The following is a 22,958-nucleotide window of genomic DNA, read 5'->3' on the forward strand; positions in this document are numbered from 1 at the left end:
CGGACCGGCTCACGCCAGCGCGAGGAACAGCTTCTCCAGCTCGGCCTCGCTCAGCGGGGGCTGCTCGCCGTCCGCGGTGTTGAGGCAGTCCCGCATGCCGGACGCGATGATCTTGAAGCCGGCCCGGTCCAACGCCCGTGACACGGCGGCGAGTTGGGTGACGACGTCCTTGCAGTCGCGGCCCGCCTCGATCATCGCGATCACACCGGCCAGCTGTCCCTGGGCACGGCGCAGCCGGTTGAGTACGGGGGTCATCGCTTCCTGGCTGCTGGCACTCATGCGCGCGGCCCTTCCTGTCGTGCTTCCACTGCTCGTGCTTCCACTGCGCTTCCCCGGTCCACCGCCTCAGCCGCGCAGGGCGCGGCGTGCGGTGTCGAGGGCCCCGGGACGGGGACGGTTGAAGGGTAGTTTGCCCAGGGCCGTGGCCATGGCACAGGTGTTGCTGAGCGCCGAATAGACGAGTCCCGAGGCGACGGCAGCGGACAGCAGGCGCCCGCGCGGCGCACGGCCGCCGATCGCGAGCCCCGCGAGCACCAGCGCGCCCGCGGTGAGCCGTACCTGGCGGTCCATGGCCCAGACGGCGGAGGCCGGGGCGTCCCCGGGCGTGCGCAGCGGCAGTCCGGCCCGCTCCCAGGCCTGGGTGCCGCCGTCCAGGCTGCGGGCGGCGATCCCGGCCTCGGCGAGCCGGGCGACGGCGGTGGCGGAGCGCTGCCCGGAGGCGCAGACGGCGACCAGCTCGCGGCGCACCACGGCGCGCCCGAGCTCGGGCAGCAGCTCGTGGAGGCTGTCCAGGGGGACGTTGACGGCGCCGGGGACGTGTCCGGCGGCGTGCTCGCCGGGGGTGCGGACGTCGATGACCAGGGTGTCCGCGCGGTCGCGGGCGCGGAGGTCGGCGGGGCTGAGGTGCATGGGGTCTCTCGCTTCGCTGGGGCAGTACGGGTGGTCGGGCGGGGCGGGCGGTTCAGGCGGCGGTCGCGGCGGCCCAGGTCGCGTACCCGCCGTCGAGGTTGCGCACGCTGCGGCCGAGGTGGGTGAGGAGCCGCTGGGCGTTGTGGCCGCGCAGGCCGACCTGGCAGTGGACGATCAGCTCGCCGCCGGGGAGTTCGGCGGCGCGCTCGCGCAGGCTGTCCAGGGGCACGCTGAGCGCGCCGGGGACGGCGCCGCGGGCGTGCTCCTCGGCGGTGCGCACGTCGACGAGGGTGGCACCGGCCGCGCGGGCCGCGTCGAGCTCGTGCCACTGGACGGTGCGGGCGGTGCCGGTGAGCAGGTTCTCGGCGATCATCCCGGCCATGTTCACGGGGTCCTTGGCGGAGCCGTAGGGCGGGGCGTAGGAGAGTTCCAGGTCGGCGAGGTCGGGGGCGGTCAGGCCGCCCGCGATGGCGGTGGCGATGACGTCGACGCGCTTGTCGACACCGTCCCGCCCGGTGGCCTGGGCGCCCAGGAGGCGGCCGTCCCGGGGGTCGAAGAGCACCTTCAGGGCGATCGGCGAGGCGCCCGGGTAGTAGCCGGCGTGCGAGCCGGGGTGCAGGTGGACGGCCTGGTAGGGGTGACCGGCGGCGCGCAGGCGCTTCTCGTTCCAGCCGGTGGCGGCGACGGTGAGGTCGAAGACGCGGACGACGGCGGTGGCGACGGCGGGCCGGGCGGCGACGGGCCGCCCGGCGATCGCGTCGGCGACCAGGCGTCCGTGCCGGTTGGCGAGGTTGGCCAGGGGCACCAGGGTGGCGTCGCCGGTGAGGGCGTCGCGCTTCTCGGCGGCGTCCCCGACGGCGTACACGTGCGGGTCGCTGGTGCGCTGCGAGGCGTCCACGGCGATGCCGCCGCGGGCACCGGCCTCCAGCCCGGCGGCGCGGGCGAGCGCGGTCTCGGGGCGCACGCCGATGGCGAGCAGCACCAGGTCGGCGTCGAGCTCCCGGCCGTCGGCGAGGACGACTCCGGCGGGCAGCACCTCGGCGAGCCGGGCCTCCAGCTCGACGCGGACGCCGTGGGCGCGCAGCCGGGCGGCGACGGGCGCGGCCATCTCGGGGTCGAGGGGCGCGAGGACCTGGTCGGCGAGCTCCACGAGGGTGACGTCGAGACCGCGCCCGCGCAGGTTCTCCGCGGCCTCGACGCCGATGAACCCGCCGCCGACGACGACGGCGGTGCGGACGTCCCCGTCGAGGTCGGCGGCGATCCGGTCGGCGTCGGTGACGTCGCGCAGGGTGCGGGCGCGCTCGACACCGGGCAGGTCCGGCACGAAGGGCGCGGCGCCGGGGCTGAGGACGAGCGCGTCGTACGTCTCCGTGTAGGCGCGCCCGCTCTCCAGGTCGCGCACGCGCACGGTCCGGGCGGCGGTGTCGACGTCGAGGGCCTCGTGGCGCACGCGTACGTCGAGGGCGAAACGGGAGCGCAGCGACTCCGGGGTCTGCAGGAGCAGCGCGTCACGCTCGGGGATGACGCCGCCGAGGTAGTAGGGCAGCCCGCAGTTGGCGTAGCTGACGTGCGCGCCGCGCTCCAGGACCACGATCTCGGCCTGCTCGTCCAGCCTGCGCAGCCGGGTGGCGGCGGACATGCCGCCGGCGACGCCTCCGATCACGACGACTTTCACCGGGTTCTCCTGACGTGGGAGGTGAGTGGGGGGTGTGGCGTGGGGGCCAATACCCCCGAGGGTATCACCCTGTACCCCGGGGGGTATTTTTACGGCCATACAGAACGCATCGGACACGTACTGAACACGACCGACCACGTACCGAGCAGACGCGCCGCGGCCATGTGCCACGGGGGCCCGCACCGGGGCGGGCTCCGGGCCGCGTGCGGCCCGCGGCACGGGGGGCGTGCACCGGGCCGTGCGACCTGACGGGACCGTCAGGTCGCCGGGGGCTCGATGTCGGAGTCGAGCCGCACCCAGTCCCGTACCGCGAGCGTCGTCGGATGCTCATAGCCCATGGTCGCCCGGGCCTGCCGCAGCGCCTCCTGGTGCACCTGCCGCGCCTCGTCGTCGAGCCCGGCCTCGCGCAGGTCGATCGCGAGGTTGGAGGCGCAGCCGATGGCGTCGTAGTGGTCGGCCCCCTGGACCCGCACGAACGCCCCGTACGCCGCGCGCTCCAGCTCGATCGCCCCTTCCGGGTCCCCGCCCGCCAGCACGTCGGTGGCGTGGTTCATCGCGCTGGTGAGCGTGTACGGGTGGTCCGGGCCCAGCACCTCGCGGTACTGGTGCATCGTCCTGCGCGACAGCGCGAGCGCCGCCTCCCGCTCGCCGGTCAGCCGCTGGTAGATCGCCAGGTTGTTGGCGCAGGCCAGGGCGAAGGGGTGGCGCTCGCCGAGCTGGACGCGGTGCCGGTCCAGGGTGTCCTGGGCCAGCGCCCGGGCGCCCTCCGCCCGCCCGCAGGCCACCAGCGCGCACGCCAGGTTCACGGCCGCCGCCAGGGTGTCGGGGTGGTCGGGGCCGAGCACCGACATCGAGGTGGCGTGGATGTCCGTGCTGAGCACCGCCGCCTCGTCGTAGCGCCCCATCCGGCGCAGCGTGGCGGCGAGGTTGCGGGCCGCGCGCAGGGTCGCCGGGTGGCGTTCCCCGGTGGTCTCGCGGAACGCCTGGGTGGTCTCCTGCAGCAGCTTGAGGGCCTCGCTGAGCGCGCCCGTCTCCCTGAGGTCGCGCCCGTAGTTGTTGGCCGTGTTGAGGGTGTCGGGGTGGGTGCGCCCGGAGACCCTGACCCGGGCCAGCCACACCTCGCGGTCGATGTCGCGGGCGCCGAGCCGGTCGCCCACCAGGAACAGCGACACGGCCAGGTTGTTGGCCGCGAACAGCACCCGGGGGTGGTCGCGCTCGTACACCCGCAGGCACAGCGTGTGCGTCTCGCGGTCGATGTCGCGGGCCTGGGTGTAGGCCCCCTTGCTGCGCAGGTCGGCGCCGAGGTTGGCGGCGGCCAGCAGGGTGTAGTGGTCCTCGGGGCCCAGCACCGCGCGGGCCCGGTTCAGGGCCGCCTCGTCCAGCGCGTACGCCTCCTCGATGCGTCCGCTGGAGCGCAGCACGTTGGCGTACTGGGTCTCCAGGTAGATCACCAGCGGGTCGTCCTCGCCGAAGTCGGGGATCCAGCTCTCCAGCGCGAGCTCGGCGGTCTCCTGCGCGGAGGAGTAGTCGGAGCGGCGCCACAGGTAGCGCACGGTCTCCACGATCCACCGCCGCACCCGGCTGTCGTGGCTGGTGAAGGCCTTCGACGGCCGCAGGTGGGGCATCAGGGAGGCGTGCCGGTCCCAGAAGGCCGGGTCCTCGGCGTTGCCGGGGTTGGCCTCGGCGAGGATGGCGTGGACGTGCGCCCGCATGGCCGCCCACTCCTCCTGTGCCACCTGGCCGCGCAGCACCTCCTGCACCAGCCGGTGCAGGGTGATCGTCTGGTCGCTCTGGTTGGTGCGGGCCAGGCCGTAGCGGTTGATCTCGGCGAACAGGGTGCCCATGCGCATCGGGTCCTCGAAGCGCCGGTCGTGGCGGGAGATGTACTCCACCGCGCGGTTGCCGTACAGCGCCCACATGGGGATCGGGTCGGGTCCGAAGAACGCGCAGAGCTCAAGGAGTTCGGCGGCGGCCGGAGTGGACTCGCGGATGCCGCGCAGCGACAGCAGCCAGGTGGCGGCGGCCGAGCGCGGGTAGGCGGTGACCGACTCCTGTTCCAGCATGGTCGCCAACTGGCTGTTGAGCAGCTGGAGGTAGGTGTCCACGGGCATCGCCGACTGTTCCAGCCAGGCGGCCGCCTGGGCTACCGCGAGCGGCAGGTCGCCGAGCTTCTCGGCGACCAGGCTGGCCGCGTGGTCGGGCAGTTCCGGATTCTGCGCCTGGAGCAGCCGTACGGACTCCTCCCGGGCGAACACCTCCACCTCCACCTGGGTCGCCTGTTCGGCCCAGGCACGGTTGCGCGAGGTGATCAGCACGTGGCCCGGCCCGCTGGGCAGCAACGGGGCCAGTACGTCCGGCTGTTCGGCGTTGTCGTACACCAGCAGCCACCGCCGGTGGGGCCGGCCCTGGCGCAGCGATTCGAGCACGGCGTTGGAGGTGACGGTCACGTCGTCGCCCGCCGGCAGCCCCAGCCGGGGCGCGAGCGCGGCGAGGCCCTGGCGCACGAGGCCCGGCTGTCCGGCGTTGATCCACCACACCACGTCGTACTCGGCGGCGAACCGGTGGGCGTACTCGGTGGCCACCTGGGTCTTGCCGACCCCGCCCATGCCGTAGACGGTCTGCGGCGGCCCGCCCGCCGCGAACCCGTCGCGGATCTCCTCCAGGATCGGACCGCGCCCGGTGAACGCGGCGTTGCGGGGCGGCACCTGCCACACCGGGGGCGGGGTACCCGGGTAGCGCGGGCCGCGGTCGTCGTCGGTGGGCGCGGGCTGCGCCGGGGCCTCCCCCGTGCCGGGGCCGGGCAGCCCGACCGCGGTCAGCAGGGCCGCCTCGGCCTCCTCGGCCCCGTCCCACTCCACCAGGTCGACGGCCACCAGGTCCGAGAAGGGCACGGGCAGCGGCGCCTCGTGGATGCGGATCGGGATGAGCATCCGCTGCGACGCCTCCGGGTCACGGGCCGCGACCGCCTCCCACAGCTTGTGCGCGTGCGGCAGGCGCACGTAGTCGCGGGAGAGCAGCGCGACGATGCGCCCCGAGCCCTCCAGGGCCCGCCGCACCTCGGTGAGGGCCCCGGCGCCCGCGTGCTCGGCCGCCCCGCCGAGCGCCACCTGGTAGCCGACCCCGGTGAGCCGCGCGGCGATCCACTCGGCCCACATCCGGTCGGCCGGCGCGTAGCTGAGGAACACGTCCGCGGGGACGGGCGGCTTGGTGCGCTCGTACGAGGACAGCAGGGCGCGCCGCATGGTCTCCGGCATCGGCTGCTGCTGGCTGACGCGGCCCTCGGTGATCCGGCCGGTCAGCCGCTCGGAGGCGGCCAGCAGGCTGGCGCCCTGGTGCGGCCGGTCGCCCACCGGGGCGGGGATCTCCTCGTACGCGAAGAACGGGCGGTAGGGGATCTCCACGTCGCCCCAGTAGCGTTCGCGCTCGTCGCGGGTCATCCCGTCCAGGAACGGCAGGAAGCAGCTGCGGGCCAGGTCCCGCCCGGCCTCCAGCTTCTTCTGCTCCGCGTACTCCACCCGCATCGGGGCGGGCAGGATGCGCACCGGGCGGGGCGGCACCTGGGCGCGGATGGACTCGGCGACGGCGACGGCGCCCAGGATGGACTGGGCGCTGAGCGTGAAGCAGTCCACCACCACGTCGGGCAGCAGGACGGTGCAGATCCCGGCCGAGTCCGACAGGCCGGTGCGGCTGTCGATGAGCACGTAGTCGTAGCGCCCGCGCAGCTCGTCGCGGAGCGCGGCCAGGAAGTCGGCGCCGCGCAGCCGGGTGTAGAAGTGGTCCCAGTCGAAGGTGGAGACGGCGGCGGAGTAGCCCTCGTCCTGGAGCCCGGCGGGCAGGAAGTCCAGGCGGCCCTCGCCGTCGAGGTCGAGGCCGACCCCGACGATGCAGCGGTCGACGTCGCCGCGCTCGCGGAACCACTCGGCCCGATCCTCGTACTCCTGCGCGCCCGGCACGTCGGCGCCCAGCGCGTAGCCGCGGATGAGGTCGATGATGCCCTCGGTGGAGCCGAGCTCGGGGTCGACGAGCAGCGGGTGGAAGTACCGGTGCAGGCCCGGCGCCTCCAGGTCCCAGTCGACCATCAGCACGCGCAGTCCGTTGCTCGCGAGGATCCACGCCGTGTTGACCAGGGCCATCGTGCGGCCGACGCCGCCCTTGAAGGAGTAGAAGGTGACGACCGTGCCGTCGCCGCTCGTGGCGGGGCTGTTCATGCGCTCGGCCCTTCCAGGTGGCGGGTGCCGTCGCCCGCTCCGCCGGTGTCGTCCCCGACGCCGGTCCCGGGCGGGTCGCCGGCCGCGTAGGGGTCGTACGAGATGCGCAGCCCGGACCAGCGCGGCAGCGACGCCCCCGGCTGGGAGCGGGGGTCCTGCGCACGCGGGCGGGCCGGGGCCGCGCCGCCGGTGGGCCCGGTCAGGATGGGCCGCGTGGCGGGCGGGGCGCCGTCGCCGCCGGCCGGCGGCCCCGACGCGGCCTGGCGCTTGCGGATGAGGTTGTTCTGCGCGGCGGAGACCATGGCGCCCAGCGCGTGCTTGAAGCCGTCCGCCTCGACGCGGAGCTTGAACTGGGCGTCGAGGGCGCCGCGCGAGGCCTTGCGCTCGAAGACCTCGGTGACCTCCTTCCACAGGGCGTGCTCGTCGCGCTCGGACGGCGGGTGGCAGGGCACGAGGACGCCGGTGGCCGGGTGCTCGGTGCGGTCGAACTCCTGCAGCTGCCCCCGGTGCGCCTGCGCCGTCGCGCTCCACGCGTCGACCAGCAGGATGGTCACCTGGTCGTCCCGCCAGGCGCGCTGGAGCTGGCGGACGAGCCCGGTGCCCAGTTCCTGGTAGCCGGTGCCGTAGCCCTGCGCGGTGACGATCCGCTGCGCCTGCTGGTACAGGGGGTACTCCTCCTGCGGGTGGTAGGGGTTCCAGTCGAGCCCGCTGGTCCCGTAGTACGGGGTTTCGCGCCGGTGTTCCGGGGCGCTCGTCCGGGTGCCCGCCGCGACGAAGAAGCGCACGCTGCTCCCGGGGCGGGTGGGCTCGGCGCGCGGCTGGAACGACAGCGGCTCATGAGCCAGCTGGATGGGGTGGGCGGGCAGCGGGAAGTCCTCGCGGACCACGTCGATGACCCGCTGGGCGATCAGCTCGACGGCCGTCCTGTACTCCTCGCCGGTGCGGCCCTGCTGGACGATGCGCTGGAGTCCCGCGTCGGCGTACCAGCCGCCGAAGCCCTCCGTCAGGTACTGGATGTGACCGACTTCCTGCGGCACTTCGACGGGCTGCCACAGCACGGGTATCAGCGGCGAGGCCTCGCGGCCGGGGTGCCGCCCGGCGCGGCGCATCATCACGCCCGCCTCGCGGGAGCACCACGAACTGCGGAAGTAGGCCGGCGAGTACAGCGACACCATGGAGCGGCAGGTGCCCAGCGCGCGGGCCAGGCTCTCGCTCCAGTACTCGCCGATCCGGATCGAGCTGTTGTCCCTGAACCCGACCGGCACCTGCGCGTTCCCGCTGGTCTTCTCGATGATCACGGCGCACAGGTCCTCGTAGAACTGGCGCACGTACGCGTCTTTGTCGTCCACCCTGGCGTAACTCAGGAAGAAGTACGGCCCCACCCGCGTCCCCTCCACGGCTGCAGCAATCCGATGTCAGGACTCACCGCGCTCCTGGATGAGGGGCATACCCCGGCCGGTGTCCGGCTACCTCCCCGAAGCCGAACCAGCCCGACGCGCAGTCACGTTCTGGCCAGAACCCGGCTACGCCTCGCTCCACGACAGGATCGTCCGCCGCAACTCTGACACGAACTCCCGCCCCTCAGTAGTGAGTTCACCACATTCGAGCAGCGTCTCGGCCGCTTCGAGGGTAGGCCCGCGCCAGTGCGCGTACTGCTCCCGGGCGTACGTCCCGCGCTCCGTCCGCCAGAAGTCGGAAACGCCCAGATGGGCATAGGTCCCCTGCAACAGGGCCCCGGTCGGCCGGAGGTCGGCCCGCCAGGGCGCGTGGAAGCGCTTTCCCGAGTCGGGCCCGTGCAGCGGTACGAGATCGAGCAGCGCCCCCAGCTGGACGTGCAGGAACTCGTGGACCAGCGCCAGCGCCAGCCGCTCCGGGCTCTCCGGGAGCGACACCCCGACGGCACCGTAGCCGCGGCGCACCGCCGACGAGACGCTCGTCCCGTCGGGCCGGGGGCTGAGCGGGACCAGCGTCGTCAGCCCCGCGCCCACCGCGTCGGCGTACCAGCGGTGCCGCGTCACCAGCACCCGCCAGGCCCCGGCCAGCATCGCCTCCCAGCGGCGCACCACGTCGGCGGCGAGCGGCCCGGGCACCGGGTCGCCGTGCGCGCCCCGGTAGGGGCCGCGGTCGTCGATCCGCAGCGTCAGGACCCGGCCCTCGGCCTCCACCCTCACCAAGTGTCCCTGCCCGCGCAGGACTTGACCGAGGCCGTCGAGCCAGGGCGGCGCCCCGTCGCCCCCGTGCAGCGCTTGCAGGCACTCGGCCGCCCACAGGTCCACGTACGGCGCGAGCAGCAGTTCCTCCCACTGCCTGCGGGAGAGCCGGCGCACCTGCTCCAGCTCCTCGAACGTCTCCGCCAGCCGCGCCTCGCGCACCGCCTCGGGGTGCCGCTCCTCGGCGGCCCTGCGCACGGCCCCCAGCATCAGGCGGCGCTTGCTCAGCTGACCGGCCCGCAGGACGGAGACGGCCTCCGCGCCCCCGCGCCCGCGGGCGATCGCGAGGAACCGGTCCCTCGGAATGAGGTGCGGCTGGGTCATCGCGCTCCCGCTCCCTGCATCTTGCGTTCCCGCAGCGCCGCGACGTCCCGGCCGAGGGCGTCCCGGATGTGGGCGATGAGAACCGCCATGTCCTGGCAGTACACGGTGGGCTGGACGAACGGCTCGGCCGCCCCGGCCCGGTACCGGTGGGCGTGCAGGCCCCCGCCGCAGATCCGCTCCAGCGCGCAGTCACCGCACACCTTCGCGCGCGGCGGCGGGACGAAGGCAGGATGGCGGGTGACCTCGTCGAAGGAGTTCCGGACGACGTCGAGGCCGGTGGCGGCCGCACCGTCGTAAGCGATCTTGAGGCTGTCGGCGAGTTCCAGCGTGCCGTCCGTCTCCACCACGACCAGGTCGGCCGCACCGGTCCCGACCAGCTCGCTGGCGGCCCGCCCGCCGAGGATCAGCATGATCAGCTCCTCGAAGAGCCGGATGCCGGTCTCCCGCCGGGGCGCCCGGTACCAGCGGTCGAAGACCGCGCAGAGCCAGTCGGCGTACGGCGTGGGGGTTCCGCCCGGCACCGGCGGGGCCGCGGGCGGCGTGCCGCCCGGCAGCCCGGGCGGCGGAGCGCTCCAGTTGCCGTGCGGCAGCAGCAGGTCCATCCGCGGGGGCTCCAGATCGAGCAGCGCCTCGTAGGTCTCCACGGGCTCGCTGGCCAGGTCGACGGTGCACAAGACCCCCGCGTACAAGGGCTTGTTGGGCTCCGCGCGCAGCGCCGCGATCCCCTCGACGACGCTGCGGTGGCTGCCGCGGCCGTCGCCGAAGCGGCGGTTGCGGTCGTGGTCGCGGGCGCTGCCGTCGACGCTGACCCCGACGCGCACCCCGTGGTCGCGCAGGACCCGGAGGATCTCCGGGTCACGGAGCAGGATCCCGTTCGTCTGAAGCCACAACGAGGCCCGGTCACCCAGGGCCCCGCGCAGGACGCGCAGGGTCTCGTCGAGGTGACGGGAACCCACGAGGAGCGGCTCCCCCCCGTGCAGAATGACCGAAAACGCATCCCCGCCACGCTGGTACTCGGCGATCCTTTCGGCCGTGCGCCGGACCGTCGAGGACTCCATGCGCCGCGGTTTCGCCCGCCAGCTCTGATCCGCTGCTTCGTACACGTAACAGTACGAACACGAAAGGTTGCACCGGCCGTGCAGCTTCAGCAGAAACTGACGGAGGATCACGACCCCTGCCGAACCGCTTCTGCCAGTGCCGAACCGAACGCCGATACCGGCTCGCACGAGGGATGCAGGGCGTCGTCCCGCAGTCGGGCCACCATCGCACCGAATACCGTGTCGGGCAGCTCGGCCAGCTCAGCATCACTCAGATCGCCGACATCAGCCAGGATCGAGACCAGCGGGGCGGGCGAATTGATCGTGTCCATGATCCCCTTACCATTCGCTTTGAGCGGAGCATATAGCAGAGAGTGACCGTACGCACACGCGAACACGACCAGCCATCTGCGTGCCACGCGGCCACAGCGGCACCCGCCCCGGCCGACGCCCGGCCGGGAGCACGACTCCGCCCATGCGTGGCTTGACCCACGGGGGCGCACCTGACTGCAAAGCGACGGGATCACGGTCCTCGATTGGTACACGCGCCCGCAAAGGGGCGGCGTTCACTCGAAGTTGACGCATGGACCACGCACTCGGCGATGGTGGGGCAGCGCCGACGGGTCCTTCAACTGGGCAGAAGAATATGCGACTTGGGCATAGATCATACGGTGATCGGAAGAGGCCGCCTCGAAGTTGAGCCAGCCGTCCGCGCCACAGGTCCGCGCGACCGGGCTCGATCAGCGATTGATCTCCGCCCCCGCACCCCCCAGAATCTGCCCATGCAGCGCCTCTCCCTCCTCGTCCTGCGCGCCGGCATCGTCGCCGCGGTCCTGCTCGGCCTCTTCGGCCAGATCGTCGTCATCCCCACGACGGCGGCGGACGAGGTAGACCGCTTCCCGCCGTACGCACCGCTCGCGGTGCCGTACGTGACCGTGGCGATCCTCGGGGTCGCGTGCGTCCAAGTCGCCCTGGGCGCGCTGTGGATGCTGCTGTCGCTCGTGGAGCGCGGGACCGTGTTCAGTTCGCGGGCCCTGCGCTGGGTCGACCTCATCATCGGCGCCTCGGTCGCCGCCACGCTCCTCACGCTCGGGGTCGCCGGGCACCTGGCGCTCGCCTCCGTCCCGTCCCCCGGCGACGGCATGGAGGTGCTGGGGGCGCTCGGCCTGGCCCTCGCGGGCGTCGGCGCGGGCGCGGGGCTCGCGCTGCTGCTCGTCATCGGGCGCGGCCTGCTGCGCAGGGCCGCCGACCTCCAGGGCGCCGCGAGCACGACCTGAGTCAACGCACCTCAGAAGGGCGTGAGTTGGAGTCGGCTTTCGCACATCCGGCCGTGCAGGTCCCCCACTCGGGCGATATCATCCCCAACTCCCCCGGCCTGATTTGACCTTGCCACCAGTGTGAGCCTTCTACGGTCTGCGGCATGGAGAACGACGAGACGGTACGGTCCCTGGTCCAGCGGTCCGTTGACGGCCCCCGGGACCTGACCCTCACCACCGGCCCGACCCCGGCCCCGGCGACTACCTGGTCCGCGTCGGCGCGGCCGGGGTGAACTTCGCCGACGTGATGCAGACCCGCGGCACCTACGCGAACGGCCCCCGAGCCCCCTACACCGCGGGCTTCGAGGCCGCCGGGGAGATCGTGGCCGCGGGCCCCGGCGTCGCCGACCCGCTCCCCGTCGGCACCCACGTGGTCGGCGTCGGGCCGGGGGCCTTCGCCGGGTACATGGCCATGCCCGCGGCGGGAGCCGTCCCGGTGCCCGCGGGCTGGAGCGACGCCCAGGCCCTCGGGCTCGTCCTGAACTGGGCCACCGCCCTCGCCGCGCTGCGGCCGCTGGGCCGGGTGCGCGAGGGCGAGACCGTCCTGGTGCACGCCGCCGCGGGAGGCGTCGGCCAGGCCGCGGTGCGGCTGGCCAAGCACTACGGGGCGCGCGTGGTCGCCACCGCCTCCCCGGCCAAGCACGTCACCGTACGCGCCCTGGGCGCCGACCTCGTGGTGGACGGCCGCCACCCGGACCTGGCGGGTGAACTGGCGCGCCTGACCGGTGGCGTGGACCTGGTCCTGGAGTCGGTGGGCCGGGCCACGTTCGCCGCGAGCCTGGCGGCGGCCCGGCCCTTCAGCGGGCGGGTGGTGGTGTACGGCGCGGCCTCCGGGGAGGCCAGCGTCAGCACGTACGACCTGGTCTTCACCCACCAGGTGCAGCTCAAGGGCCTGCACATCGGGACGCTCGCCGCCGCGGCCCCCGGTGTCTTCGGCGAACTGCTCGACGAACTGCGCCGGCTCATCGACCTCGGCGTCTACCCGCCGGGCACGCCCGAGGTGCACCCCCTGGCGGACGGGCCCCGCGTCCTCGCCGCGCTGGAGGAGGGGCGTACGGAGGGGAAGCTCGCCCTCGACCCCTGGAGCTAGGGAGTGTCCTCACCGGGGCGCCCGGCGGTCCGTTCGGCCCAGGTCCGGTCGCCCCGGGGCCCCGGGGCGCGTACCTGTGGAGGGCAGGCGCGCACCCGCGCCTCGACGCGGAAAGGGGCTCCCATGCGGCGCGCGAACCTGACCCGGGGCCTCGGCTCCCTCGTCCTCGCCGGTGTCCTGGCCGGGACCGCCGTCCCGGCCGGGGCGGTGAGCGGTGTCAACGGGTCGGCCGCCCGGTGCTCCGCCGACACCGGCCCCTACCAGTGGCAGCTGGAGAAGCGCCTGGGACTGCGCCAGGACGGGCGGATGTCCCCCGCCGACTGCCTGGCCGTCCAGAAGCTCCAGCGGCGCCTGGGCATCACGCCCGCCAACGGCTACCCGGACCTGCGCACCTACCGGATGCTGCTGGTCGACGACGTGAAGCGGAACCCCAACGCCAGGAAGCGGTGCCCCGTCCGCGCGTACCGCGTCACCTGCGTCGACCTGTCGCGGCAGATCCTGTGGGTGCAGAAGGGCTCCAAGGTCGTCTTCGCACCGGTGCCGGTGCGCTCGGGACGCCCCGGCCTGGAGACCCGCACTGGCTGGCAGCGCGTCTACCAGAAGAACCGGACGTTCTTCTCCACCCTCTACGCCAACGCCCCCATGCCGTACGCGCAGTTCTTCAACGGCGGGCAGGCGCTGCACGGCACCTACAAGGACCTGTTCGTGTCCGGCTCCGGCGGGTGCGTCAACCTGTACGTGAAGGACGCCGCCCGGCTCTTCCGGCTGCTCGGCGTCGGCGACCGGCTCTACGTGTTCGGCCGCAAGCCCGTTCCCCGCGCCCTCCCGCACGCAGCGGACCGCCGCGAGGCCGTCGAGGACGCGCTGGTCGCGGAGGGCTTCGGGTCGCACGGCGTACCGGTCGGACAGGACTGAACGGACGGGAAGCGGGGGCGGGACCGAACGGTCTCCGGGGGAGCGCCCGGCGGGCAGGACCGACAAGGACCCCGGGGGAGGGTCCGGCCGCGTCAGCCCTTGCGGATGCGTGCCGCGAGGAGCGCCACGTCGTCCTCCGCCGGGGCCGCCGCGAGCCGGGAGAGCACCGCGTCCAGGAGCCGGTCCAGCGGCTCCGCCGGGTCCAGCGGGAGCGCGCCGAGCTCGGCGAGGGCCTGGTCGATGTCCTCGTCGCGGCGCTCCACCAGGCCGTCGGTGTACAGCAGCAGCGCGGCCCCGGGCGGCAGGGCGACGGTCACCGGTTCGTACGGTTCGAAGCCGGCGCCCAGCGGCGGGCCCACGCTCACCTCGGCCACCAGCCGCCCCCGCGCGCCCTGTTCGACCAGGAGCGGCGGCAGGTGGCCCGCGCTCGCCATCGTCGCGGTGCCGGCCACCGGGTCGACGGCGGCCACCAGGCAGGTCGCCAGGCGCTCCAGGTCCAGGGTCTGCGCGACCGCGTCGGCGCGGGTGAGGACCTGGTCCGGGGCCAGCCCCTCGAAGACCAGGGTGCGCAGCGTCGCCCGGTACTCGGCCATCGTGGCGGCGGCGTCCAGGCCGTGGCCCATCACGTCGCCGACGACCAGGACCGTCGTGCCGCCGGGCAGTCCGATGGTGTCGTACCAGTCGCCGCCGACCTCCGCGCCCGAACCGGACGGCAGGTAGCGGCTGGCGCACTCCACGTCGGCGTGCGGCACGGTGCGGGAGCTGAGCAGGGCGCGCTGCAGGACGACGGCGGTGTCGCGCTGGCGGGTGTAGCGCTGGGCGGCGTCGATGCTGCTTGCGGCCCGCCGCACCACCTCGCTGACCAGGGCCACGTCCTCCTCGGAGAACGGGGCGTCGTCGTCCGCCCGGGCCAGGCCCACCACGCCGACGATGTCGTGCCCGGCCGAGAGCGGCACGTAGCAGCCGGAGTGCAGGCCGAGGCGGCGGTAGATCCCGGCGCGCACGTCGTTCACGTACAGCCGCTGCTGGGCGGGCTCCTCGGGCCGGTTGAGGACGACGGCGCGCTGCTCGTCCAGGCAGCGGGCCGCGGCCGACTCGGCCTGCACCTCGATGAGGGCGCCCGGGGTGCCGACGTAGTGCCCGATGCGCTGCAGCCCCCGGGTGGCGCTCAGCGCCAGGCGGCGCATCCGCAGCGGGCCCGGCGGCGGGGGCAGCCGCTCGAACTCGACGACGTCCACCACCGCCACGTCCGCCAGCTGGGGCACCAGGACCTGGGTCAGCTCCTCGCAGGTGCGCTGCACGTCCAGCGTGGTGCCGATCCGGGTGGCGGCCTTGTCGAGCAGGGCCAGGCGCCTGCGGGCGCGGTCGAGGGTCTTGCGGATGACCCGGTCGCTGGTGATCTCCAGGATCAGCGCGGCGACGCCGACGGGCTCGCCGTCGGGGCTGGTCAGGCGGTGGTAGGCGTTGTGCCACCAGCGCGGGCCGCCGGGGTGGTCGGAGTGGGTGGTGCCGGAGACGGTGAGGGCGCGCGGGCGGCCGTCGCGCAGGACGGCGGACAGGACCTGTTCGATGTCCTCGACGTTGATGTCGGGCACGACCTCGCCGACCCGGCGGCCCAGGTGCTCGGCGACGGTGCGGCCGTTCAGCGCGGCCAGGGCGTCGTTGACGTACCGGAAGCGGTAGCCGGCGTCGAGGACGGCCATGCCGATGTCGGCCCGGTCCAGGACCTGGCGCACCGTCCGGTAGTCGCGCACCAGCGGTTCGAGGCCGTCGGGGCGCGCGTCGGCGGGCAGGGCCTCGATCCAGGCCAGGACGGCGCGCGCCTGCTGCTCGGTGAGCACGCCTGCGGCGAGCTCCGCGCGTTCGTCCTCGACTGCCATGCCGTCATGGTCACACCCCGGCCGCCGCTCAGCTAGGCGGCGGGCCCGGCCGGGGAGGAGACGTGCGCCACCGGGGAGCACCGCGCGGGGGCACGGGCCGCGCTCAACGCTCCCGGTTGAGGGCGTCCACCGCGCCCTTCGCGTCGCCGATCGTCGCGAAGTCGACCGCCACCAGGTTCACCGGCCTGCCCCGCTCGCGCGCGCAGCGCCGGGCCCGCTCCAGGATGAACGCGCGGGTGTTGACGACCGCCGCGTCCAGGCGGCTGCCGCCCTGGTCGGTGATGAAGTGGTTGAGCAGGAACAGGCGCTTGCCCTCGCCGCCCCGGTGCGGGACGCACGACATCTCGCCCGGCGCCCCGAAGGCGTACGGGGTCTCCATGCCGTAGCGGTAGAAGTTGCGGTACCAGGGAGCGGGCCCGTCGGCGTTCTCCGCGAACACCACCAGGCGGCGGCCCGAGCGCACCATCTCCCCCAGCGTCGGCCAGGGCCGGGCCGGGTCGGCGGCGGGCGTGAACAGCAGCCGCTCCAGGCCCGCCCGCCGGAAGGCGTCGCGGGTCTGCTCGCCGGTCACCGAGTCCTCGACGACGAGCGTGAGGACCTCGCCGGGGTGGGCGTCCAGCCAGGTCCCGATCCGCCGCAGCGTCTCCACCAGCGGGACCGCCCCGGCCCGGCACACCCCGTGGCACAGCCACAGGCCGGGGCGCGGCGGGTTGGCGCGCGCGACGAGGGAGGTGATCCGCTCCTTGAGGTCCGCCGGGATGTCCGCCTCCGCCAGGCGCCCGGCGACCTCCTCGGGCTTCTCCCAGGTGTACGTGTCGATCAGCAGGGCGCGCGCTCCCGCGTCCAGCTGGGCGACGATGCCGGGGTCCTGCAGCGGCCCGATGAACCGGTCCTGCGTCGTCGACATCGCGTTGTGCGTCGCCACCACCGCGACCTCGTCGTAGCGCTTGCCGCACAGCGCCGCCGAGCCCAGGCACAGGTCCCGCGCGTCCTTGCCCGCGACCGCCGGCACCAGCACCGCGCCCGCCAGCGCCAGTACGGTCACGGCCCCCGCGCCGACCGCGACGGCGGCCGTACGGCGACGGGCGGGCCAGCCCCCGGCGCGCCGGGCGAGCACCCGCTCGTACAGCACCGTGCCGCCCCACAGCAGCAGCCCCGCCACCACCGGCAGCGCCGCCGTCAGCAGCCCCACCGCGCCGAGCCCGTCACCCGCGGCGCCCCGCAGGTCCTCGACGAGGGTGCGCAGCGAGGACGGCCAGGCCGCGGGCGGATCGGCCGCCAGGTCGCGCAACTGCCACCACAGCAGCGCCACCACGGCCGCCGCGAGCAGCCCGCCGGCGAGCAGGCCCGCGCCCACCCGGCGCAGCCGCACCGGCCAGGTCCGCGACCCGGTCAGGACCAGGACGGCCACCGCGGCGAGCCCGAGGAGCACGGCCCCCGTCTGCACCGTGCCCAGCGCGAGCCGGGTGAACGCCCTGATCCGGTTCACCGTCGACAGGTCGTACCCGGCCGCCGCCAGGTCAGGCACCACGTTCCAGTGCCCTCCGTCGGTGAGCCCGCCGAGGTCCGCGGCGGCGCCCTCCGCGCGGTCGCCCAGCGCGTAGGGGCCGACGGCCGCGAGCGCCGACGCCACGTCCCCGGTCGCCAGCGCGGCCTCGACCTGCGGGCGCAGCCCCTCCCGCTCCTTCTCCGGCACGGCCCTCACCAGCCAGTCCGCCGCCCGCGCGGCCTGCTCGCCCTCCAGCGCCAGCTCCGGCAGCACGTCCGGGCGGCGCCCCGCCGCCAGGTCGTCGAGCGCGGCGCCCAGTTCGCGTACGAAGCCGGGGAAGTCGGGTGCGTCGCGGCCCTGCACGGAGGCGACCAGGTCGCCCAGGTAGATCTCGGCGAGGCCGCCGATGTTCGTGAGCACCGGCCGCAGGTCCACGGTGAGGCGCAGCGGCTGCTCGTCGCCGCGCAGGTAGCCGACCGCGTGCCCGATCTGCTCGTCCACCAGGGTGCGCAGGGTGGAGGGCGGCAGGACGTTCTTCAGGTTCGCCGTCACCTGTGCCTGCGGCACGGGCAGCCGGCCCAGCAGGTCGCGCGTCACGCGCGCGGTGGCGGGGTCGACCAGCACCTCGTCGTACAGCCGCTCGTAGGCGTCCTGCTCGTCCAGGACCGCCTGGTAGAACGGCCGGCTCAGGAGCGTGGCGCGGGCCGTCCCGGCGAGCACCAGGAACAGTACGGACAGCGCGAGCACGGCACAGGCGACGGGCGGGAGCCATCGCGCGCGATGACTGTCGGGAGCGGGGCTGTCGGAAGCGGGGCTGTCGGGCACGGTGTGCTCGGGCCCGGTGTGCTCAGGCCCGGTGCTGTCACGCCCGGTGTGCTCGGGCGTGGTGCCCTCCGGCCCGTAGCCCTCCGGCCCGGTGCTGTCGCTCATTGGACGATCATCGGGCGCCGGGGCGTGGCCCGCCATGCGGGCGGTGACGGGGAGGCAGGGGTGCGCTGGAGAGGTGGGCGGGGGTGCGCTGTGGCGGCGGGAGGGGTGGGTGTGCCGGGGCAGGATCGGCGGGGCGTCGCTCGCGTGGCGGGGATCACCGAGGCGGCCTAGCGTGATCCGGGGGCTCGGAAGCGGAGGAGTCCGTCGACATGGACCGACGTACACGCGAAGCCGCAGGCGACAGCCGTTCCCTGAGGGTGGCGGGCTGGGCAGCGGCGGCGGCACTGGTCACCGGGATCGCCGCACTGCTCGGCCTGCGGTCCTCGCCACGACGGCGCGCGGCGCGCGGAGGGCTCCCGCCCTCCCCCGGCCCGCTGCCGTCACGGGAACCGTCGGACGCCCTGTTCACGACGTCGTCCGCGGCGTCGGGGGACAGGCGTTCCACGGCCGCGTCCGGGGCGGCGGAACTCGCCGACCGGGTCGCGGCGGTACGGGCCGCGGCACCCGGAGCCGCGTCGGCCGCGCACTCCGGGTACGGCTCCGGAGCCGTACCCCCGGCCGCCCAGGCCTCCCCGGACCCCGGCTCGACGCTCGCGGCCTCCCGGCTCGCCACGCTCGAAGCGGAACGGGACGAGGCGGGGAGCGGCGACGAGGGAGACCGGGCGGACCGGGAGGCGGGCCGGGACGTGAAGGCGCCGCCGCCGTCCTCCCCGGCCCCCGCGGCGCACTCGGGCGCCGCGCACGAGCACCGCTGGCTGGTCCTCGGCGTCATCGCGCTCGCCCAGCTGATGGTCGTCCTGGACGCCACGATCGTGAACATCGCGCTGCCCTCGGCCCAGCAGGAGCTCGGCTTCTCCGACGGCAACCGGCAGTGGATCGTCACCGCCTACGCCCTCGCCTTCGGCTCCCTGCTGCTGCTCGGCGGCCGGATCGCGGACCTGGTGGGGCGCAAGACGGTGTTCCTCGTCGGACTCGTCGGCTTCGCCGTCGCCTCGGCGCTGGGCGGCGCGGCACCCAACTTCAGCGTGCTGGTGATCGCACGCGCCCTGCAGGGCCTGTTCGGCGCCCTGCTGGCGCCCGCCGCGCTGTCGCTGCTGACCACGACGTTCACCGACCCCCGCGAGCGCGCCAAGGCGTTCGGCATCTACGGTGCCGTGGCCGGCGCGGGCGGCGCGGTCGGCCTGCTGCTCGGCGGTCTGCTCACCGAGTACCTGGACTGGCGCTGGTGCCTGTACGTGAACCTGGCGTTCGCGCTCGTGGCGTTCCTCGGCGGACTGCGGCTGCTGCACCCGGGCGCCCCGGCGGACCGGCCCAAGCTCGACATCCCCGGTACCGTGCTGGTCTCCGGCGGACTGTTCTGCGTGGTGTACGGCTTCTCCAACGCCGAGACGCACGGCTGGCGTTCGCCCCTGACCTGGGGCTTCCTCGCCGGTGGCGCGGTCCTGCTCGTCGCGTTCGCCTGGTGGCAGACGCGCGCCACGCACCCGCTGCTCCCGCTGCGCGTGGTCCTCGACCGGGACCGGGGCGCGTCCTACCTCGCCATGTTCATCTCCGGCGCGGGCATGTTCGGCGTGTTCCTGTTCCTGACGTACTACCTCCAGCAGATGCTGCGCTACACGCCGGTGAAGACCGGTCTCGCCTTCATGCCCATGGTCGCGGTGATGATCGTGGTGTCGGTGATCGTGCAGAACAGCGTGGTGCACCGGGTCGGCGCCAAGCCGATCGTGCCCCTCGGCATGGGCCTGGGCGCGGCGGGCATGGCCTGGATGACCGCGCTGGACGCCACCAGCTCCTACGCCGCGCACGTGCTGCCGCCGCTGCTCATCACCGGCGCGGGCATGGCCCTGATCTTCGCCCCGGCGATGAGCCTGGCCACCGCGGGCGTGGCGGCGCACGACGCGGGCGTGGCCTCGGCGATGGTCAACACCAGTCAGCAGGTGGGCGGTTCCATCGGCACGGCACTGCTGAACACCCTGGCGACCAGTGCCGCCGCCAACTACCTGCGGGGCAAGCAGCCGACGCCGGACGTGGTGGTCAACTCCCAGCTGCAGAGCTACTCGACGGCGTACTGGTGGTCGGCCGGCTTCTTCCTGGTGGGCCTGCTCTTCACGGTGATCCTCTACCGCAAGGGCCCGCCGACCCCGCACCCGGTGGACGCGGCGCCAGTGGTGGCGCACTGACGTGGGGGCGGGCGGGGGCGGTTCCGGTGGTTGGTGTCGGTGGTCGGGTCGGCGGGCGGTCGGGCGAGGGCGGTCAGGCGAGGGCTTCGCCCGCCCGCCGTACCGTCTCGGCGTGGCCGAGCAGTCCGGGCAGGCCCCCTGAGTGCAGCAGCACGGTCGGCTCCCCCGGGCGGATGTCGCCCTCGCGCACGGCCGCGAACAGGCCCGCCGCGGCGCGCCCGGTGTACACCGGGTCCAGGACCACGCCCTCGGAGGCCGCCACCAGGCGGACCGCGTCCAGGACGGGCGGGTGCAGCGTCGCGTAACCCCGGCCCACCTGGTCGCGCCGCACGCGCAGGGCCCCGGCGGGCAGTTCGTGACCGGTCAGCTCGCCCACGAAGCCCGCGGCGGTGGCGGCGGGGTCGGGGAGCGCGCCGACGTCGACGCCCAGGACGCGCTCGGGGCCGAGGGCGGTGACGAGCCCCGCCATGGTGCCGCCGGAGCCCAGGGCGGTCACCATGTGCCGTACGTCCGGGAGTTGGGCCAGCACCTCGCGGCCGGCCTCCTGGTAGCCACGTGCGCCGAGGGCGCTGGACCCGCCGAACGGCACGAGGTAGGGGCGGGCGCCGCTTCCGGCCAGCGCGGCGCAGGTCTCCTCGGCCGCCGCGGTCAGGTCAGCCGCGCCCGCCGCGCCGTCGACCCAGGTGACGCGGGCGCCCAGGAGGGCGTCGAGGACCAGGTTCCCGGCGACGGGGTGGGCGTCGGCGGGGCCCGGGAGCACCAGGACGACGTCGAGTCCGGCGCGCGCTCCGGCGGCGGCGGTGAGGCGGGCGTGGTTGCTCTGCGGGCCACCGGTGGTGACGAGGGTGTCGGCGCCCCGGGACAGCGCGTCGGCGACGAGCCACTCCAGCTTGCGCACCTTGTTGCCGCCGCCACCGAGGCCGGTCAGGTCGTCGCGCTTGAGGTACAGGTCGCCGGCGCCGAGGCCCAGGGCCACGGCGAGGCGGGGCACGGGCTCCAGCGGCGTGGGCCACACCGACAGCGTCAACTTCTCCGGCACCCCGGGGCTCCTCTCGTACTGCCTGCCTGATGCTTGCTGCTCGCCGTGCTCGCGTTCGGGGGAACTCGTGCCTGGTCAGCCTCGCACACGCGGGCGGAAGCAGGCGGAGGCAGCCGGGAGCCGGTCGGCGGCGCGCGGGGGCACGGATCCCGAGTCCGCGTCCCGTCATACGAGATGGACCGGTCCACATGACGGACCAAGGTTGTCCGCAGCCGCCCGGGCGGAAAAGATACGGCCATGTCACCCGCCCTGGTATCCCGTCGCCACGTGGACCTCCTGCGTGTCTCGACGATGCTCTGTCGGGCCATTTCCCGCCGTGCGCACGGCTGTTGACGCACCACCGTCGACGTACTGCCACTGACGCACCGCTGCTGACGCCCACCCAGCCGCCTCCACGGCGCTGACCCCGCGTCACCGGCGGCTTCCCGCGGACACGCTGCCCGCCGCTCGGGCGGCCGCGCGACTCCCTCCGGGCCGCCGTCGAGTCGTAGGCCGTCACACGCACCTCGCGCGCGAACCTCGCGTCCCGGCCCGCAGCACCCCCATCTTTTCTTTTCCGCATCCCGCACTGCGGCCCGGACCGCGCACCGCGCACAGTCCGCGCACGGTCCGGCCCATCGAGGCACAACGAGGTTTCCCCATGTCCGACATACCGCTCCTGCACTGGTTCCTCCCCACCGGCGGGGACGGACGCGACCCCGGAGGCGTCACCGCCGTGCAGGGGCGCAGCGCGTCGGCCACCCGGCGCCCTGCCGACGTCGGCTACCTGGCCCAGGTCGCGCGCGCGGCCGAACAGGCCGGTTTCCACTCGCTCCTGACGCCGGTGGGCCTGGGCTGCGTGGACCCCTGGATCCTCACCTCGGCACTCGCCCAGCACACCGAGCGCATCGGCTTCCTGGTCGCCTTCCGCGCCGGACTCGCCAGCCCGGTCCTGCTGGCCCAACAGGCGGACGCCTTCCGGCGGTTCGCGGGAGGCAGGTTGCGCCTGAACGTGGTCACCGGCGGCGACGCGGCCGAACAGCGCGCCTACGGCGACCACCTGGGGCGCGAGGAGCGCTACGCCCGCACGGACGAGGTCATGTCCGTGCTGCGCGACCTCCTCCAGGGCAAGCGCGTCGACCTCGCCGGGGAGCACGTGCACGTCGAGGGGGCCCAACTGAGCGACCCGAGCGTCGAGTTCCCCGTACCCCTGTACTTCGGTGGCGCCTCGCCCGCGGCCGAGGCGGTGGCCGCGCGCCGGGCCGACGTACAGCTGATGTGGGGCGAACCCCCGGCGGCCCTCGCCGAACGCATCGCCCGGCTCCGCGGGCGCGCCCCCGGCCTGCGGTTCGGCCTGCGGCTGCACGTCATCGCCCGCGACACCGCCGACGAGGCCTGGGCGGAGGCCGACCGCATCCTGGCCGGCCTCGACCCCGAGGCCGTGCGGGCCAGCCAGGAGCGGTTCGCCGCCATGGAGTCGACCGGGCAGGCCCGGATGACCGCCCTGCACGGCGGCTCCACGGACCCGGAGCGACTGGTCGTGGCACCCAACCTGTGGGCCGGTATCGGCCTCGTACGGGAAGGAGCGGGCACCGCGCTCGTGGGCTCGCACGACGAGGTGGCCGCCCGGCTCCACGAGTACCACGCCCTGGGCATCGACGAGTTCATCCTGTCCGGCTATCCGCACCTGGAGGAGGCCTACCGCGTCGGCGAGGAGGTCGCGCCCCGGCTGCGCGCGCTCGTGACGGACGGCCGGGGAAAGCGGGCCACGGCGTGA

The 22,958-nt window shown here is 74.5% G+C and carries 17 protein-coding genes; 6 read left to right on the forward strand and 11 right to left on the reverse strand.

Going from position 1 to position 22,958, the window contains the following annotated elements; all coding sequences use genetic code 11:
• Window positions 1–9 precede the first annotated feature (9 nt).
• From ABT160_RS11865 to fxsA, 8 genes are all read right to left on the reverse strand, one after another.
• Window positions 10–279: a metal-sensitive transcriptional regulator gene (locus ABT160_RS11865; RefSeq protein WP_351646548.1), complete on the reverse strand. Its 270-nt coding sequence runs from the start codon at window positions 277–279 to the stop codon at window positions 10–12.
• Between the two features lie 66 nt (window positions 280–345).
• Window positions 346–909 (reverse strand): rhodanese-like domain-containing protein, encoded by a 564-nt coding sequence (locus ABT160_RS11870; protein WP_351646550.1) that lies wholly within the window; start codon window positions 907–909, stop codon window positions 346–348.
• A gap of 52 nt (window positions 910–961) precedes the next feature.
• Window positions 962–2,584 carry an FAD-dependent oxidoreductase gene (locus tag ABT160_RS11875; protein WP_351646552.1) on the reverse strand — a complete coding sequence of 541 codons (1,623 nt, stop codon included), beginning with the start codon at window positions 2,582–2,584 and terminating at the stop codon, window positions 962–964.
• Between the two features lie 257 nt (window positions 2,585–2,841).
• Window positions 2,842–6,792 (reverse strand): FxSxx-COOH system tetratricopeptide repeat protein, encoded by a 3,951-nt coding sequence (fxsT, locus tag ABT160_RS11880; protein WP_351646554.1) that lies wholly within the window; start codon window positions 6,790–6,792, stop codon window positions 2,842–2,844.
• A complete protein-coding gene (locus ABT160_RS11885) occupies window positions 6,789–8,174 on the reverse strand; it encodes a TIR-like protein FxsC (RefSeq protein WP_351646556.1) in 1,386 nt (461 codons plus the stop codon). Before ABT160_RS11885 ends, fxsT begins: the two co-directional genes overlap by 4 nt.
• A 141-nt stretch (window positions 8,175–8,315) precedes the next feature.
• Window positions 8,316–9,326: an aKG-HExxH-type peptide beta-hydroxylase gene (locus ABT160_RS11890; protein WP_351646558.1), complete on the reverse strand. Its 1,011-nt coding sequence runs from the start codon at window positions 9,324–9,326 to the stop codon at window positions 8,316–8,318.
• Window positions 9,323–10,552 carry an FxsB family cyclophane-forming radical SAM/SPASM peptide maturase gene (locus ABT160_RS11895; RefSeq protein WP_351646559.1) on the reverse strand — a complete coding sequence of 410 codons (1,230 nt, stop codon included), beginning with the start codon at window positions 10,550–10,552 and terminating at the stop codon, window positions 9,323–9,325. The genes ABT160_RS11890 and ABT160_RS11895 overlap by 4 nt, the downstream gene beginning before the upstream one ends.
• On the reverse strand, window positions 10,492–10,695 hold the full coding sequence (gene fxsA / locus ABT160_RS11900) for an FxSxx-COOH cyclophane-containing RiPP peptide (protein ID WP_351646561.1): 204 nt from the start codon (window positions 10,693–10,695) through the stop codon (window positions 10,492–10,494). The genes ABT160_RS11895 and fxsA overlap by 61 nt, the downstream gene beginning before the upstream one ends.
• Before the next feature lie 450 nt (window positions 10,696–11,145).
• Here fxsA and ABT160_RS11905 point away from each other — a divergent pair, with 450 nt between their 5' ends.
• From ABT160_RS11905 to ABT160_RS11920, 4 genes are all read left to right on the forward strand, one after another.
• Complete coding sequence (locus tag ABT160_RS11905) at window positions 11,146–11,640, forward strand: DUF2975 domain-containing protein (protein ID WP_351646562.1); 495 nt, start codon at window positions 11,146–11,148, stop codon at window positions 11,638–11,640.
• Window positions 11,641–11,783: 143 nt separating this feature from the next.
• Complete coding sequence (locus ABT160_RS11910) at window positions 11,784–11,912, forward strand: hypothetical protein (RefSeq protein ID WP_351646563.1); 129 nt, start codon at window positions 11,784–11,786, stop codon at window positions 11,910–11,912.
• A 14-nt stretch (window positions 11,913–11,926) separates the two neighbouring features.
• Complete coding sequence (locus ABT160_RS11915; RefSeq protein WP_351646700.1) at window positions 11,927–12,769, forward strand: zinc-binding dehydrogenase; 843 nt, start codon at window positions 11,927–11,929, stop codon at window positions 12,767–12,769.
• A 123-nt stretch (window positions 12,770–12,892) separates the two neighbouring features.
• Complete coding sequence (locus tag ABT160_RS11920; RefSeq protein WP_351646565.1) at window positions 12,893–13,684, forward strand: L,D-transpeptidase; 792 nt, start codon at window positions 12,893–12,895, stop codon at window positions 13,682–13,684.
• 92 nt (window positions 13,685–13,776) lie between these two features.
• On the opposite strand, the gene ABT160_RS11925 is transcribed toward ABT160_RS11920, so the two are convergent.
• Together ABT160_RS11925 and ABT160_RS11930 are read right to left on the reverse strand one after the other, a co-directional pair.
• Window positions 13,777–15,564, reverse strand: coding sequence for a SpoIIE family protein phosphatase (locus ABT160_RS11925; protein ID WP_351646566.1), 1,788 nt, complete (start codon window positions 15,562–15,564; stop codon window positions 13,777–13,779).
• A gap of 103 nt (window positions 15,565–15,667) precedes the next feature.
• A complete protein-coding gene (locus ABT160_RS11930) occupies window positions 15,668–17,983 on the reverse strand; it encodes a phosphoinositide-specific phospholipase C-related protein (protein WP_351646567.1) in 2,316 nt (771 codons plus the stop codon).
• A gap of 788 nt (window positions 17,984–18,771) precedes the next feature.
• Between ABT160_RS11930 and ABT160_RS11935 the strand changes: the two genes are divergently transcribed.
• Complete coding sequence (locus tag ABT160_RS11935; RefSeq protein WP_502984208.1) at window positions 18,772–20,163, forward strand: MFS transporter; 1,392 nt, start codon at window positions 18,772–18,774, stop codon at window positions 20,161–20,163.
• A gap of 73 nt (window positions 20,164–20,236) precedes the next feature.
• Here ABT160_RS11935 and ABT160_RS11940 read toward each other — a convergent pair whose 3' ends face one another.
• Window positions 20,237–21,202 carry a pyridoxal-phosphate dependent enzyme gene (locus tag ABT160_RS11940; protein ID WP_351646569.1) on the reverse strand — a complete coding sequence of 322 codons (966 nt, stop codon included), beginning with the start codon at window positions 21,200–21,202 and terminating at the stop codon, window positions 20,237–20,239.
• Window positions 21,203–21,842: 640 nt separating this feature from the next.
• Between ABT160_RS11940 and ABT160_RS11945 the strand changes: the two genes are divergently transcribed.
• Window positions 21,843–22,958, forward strand: a complete 1,116-nt coding sequence (locus ABT160_RS11945; protein ID WP_351646570.1) for an LLM class flavin-dependent oxidoreductase — start codon at window positions 21,843–21,845, stop codon at window positions 22,956–22,958.

The sequence above is a fragment of the Streptomyces sp. NPDC001941 genome (assembly GCF_040296945.1).
Classification (GTDB): Bacteria; Actinomycetota; Actinomycetes; order Streptomycetales; family Streptomycetaceae; genus Streptomyces.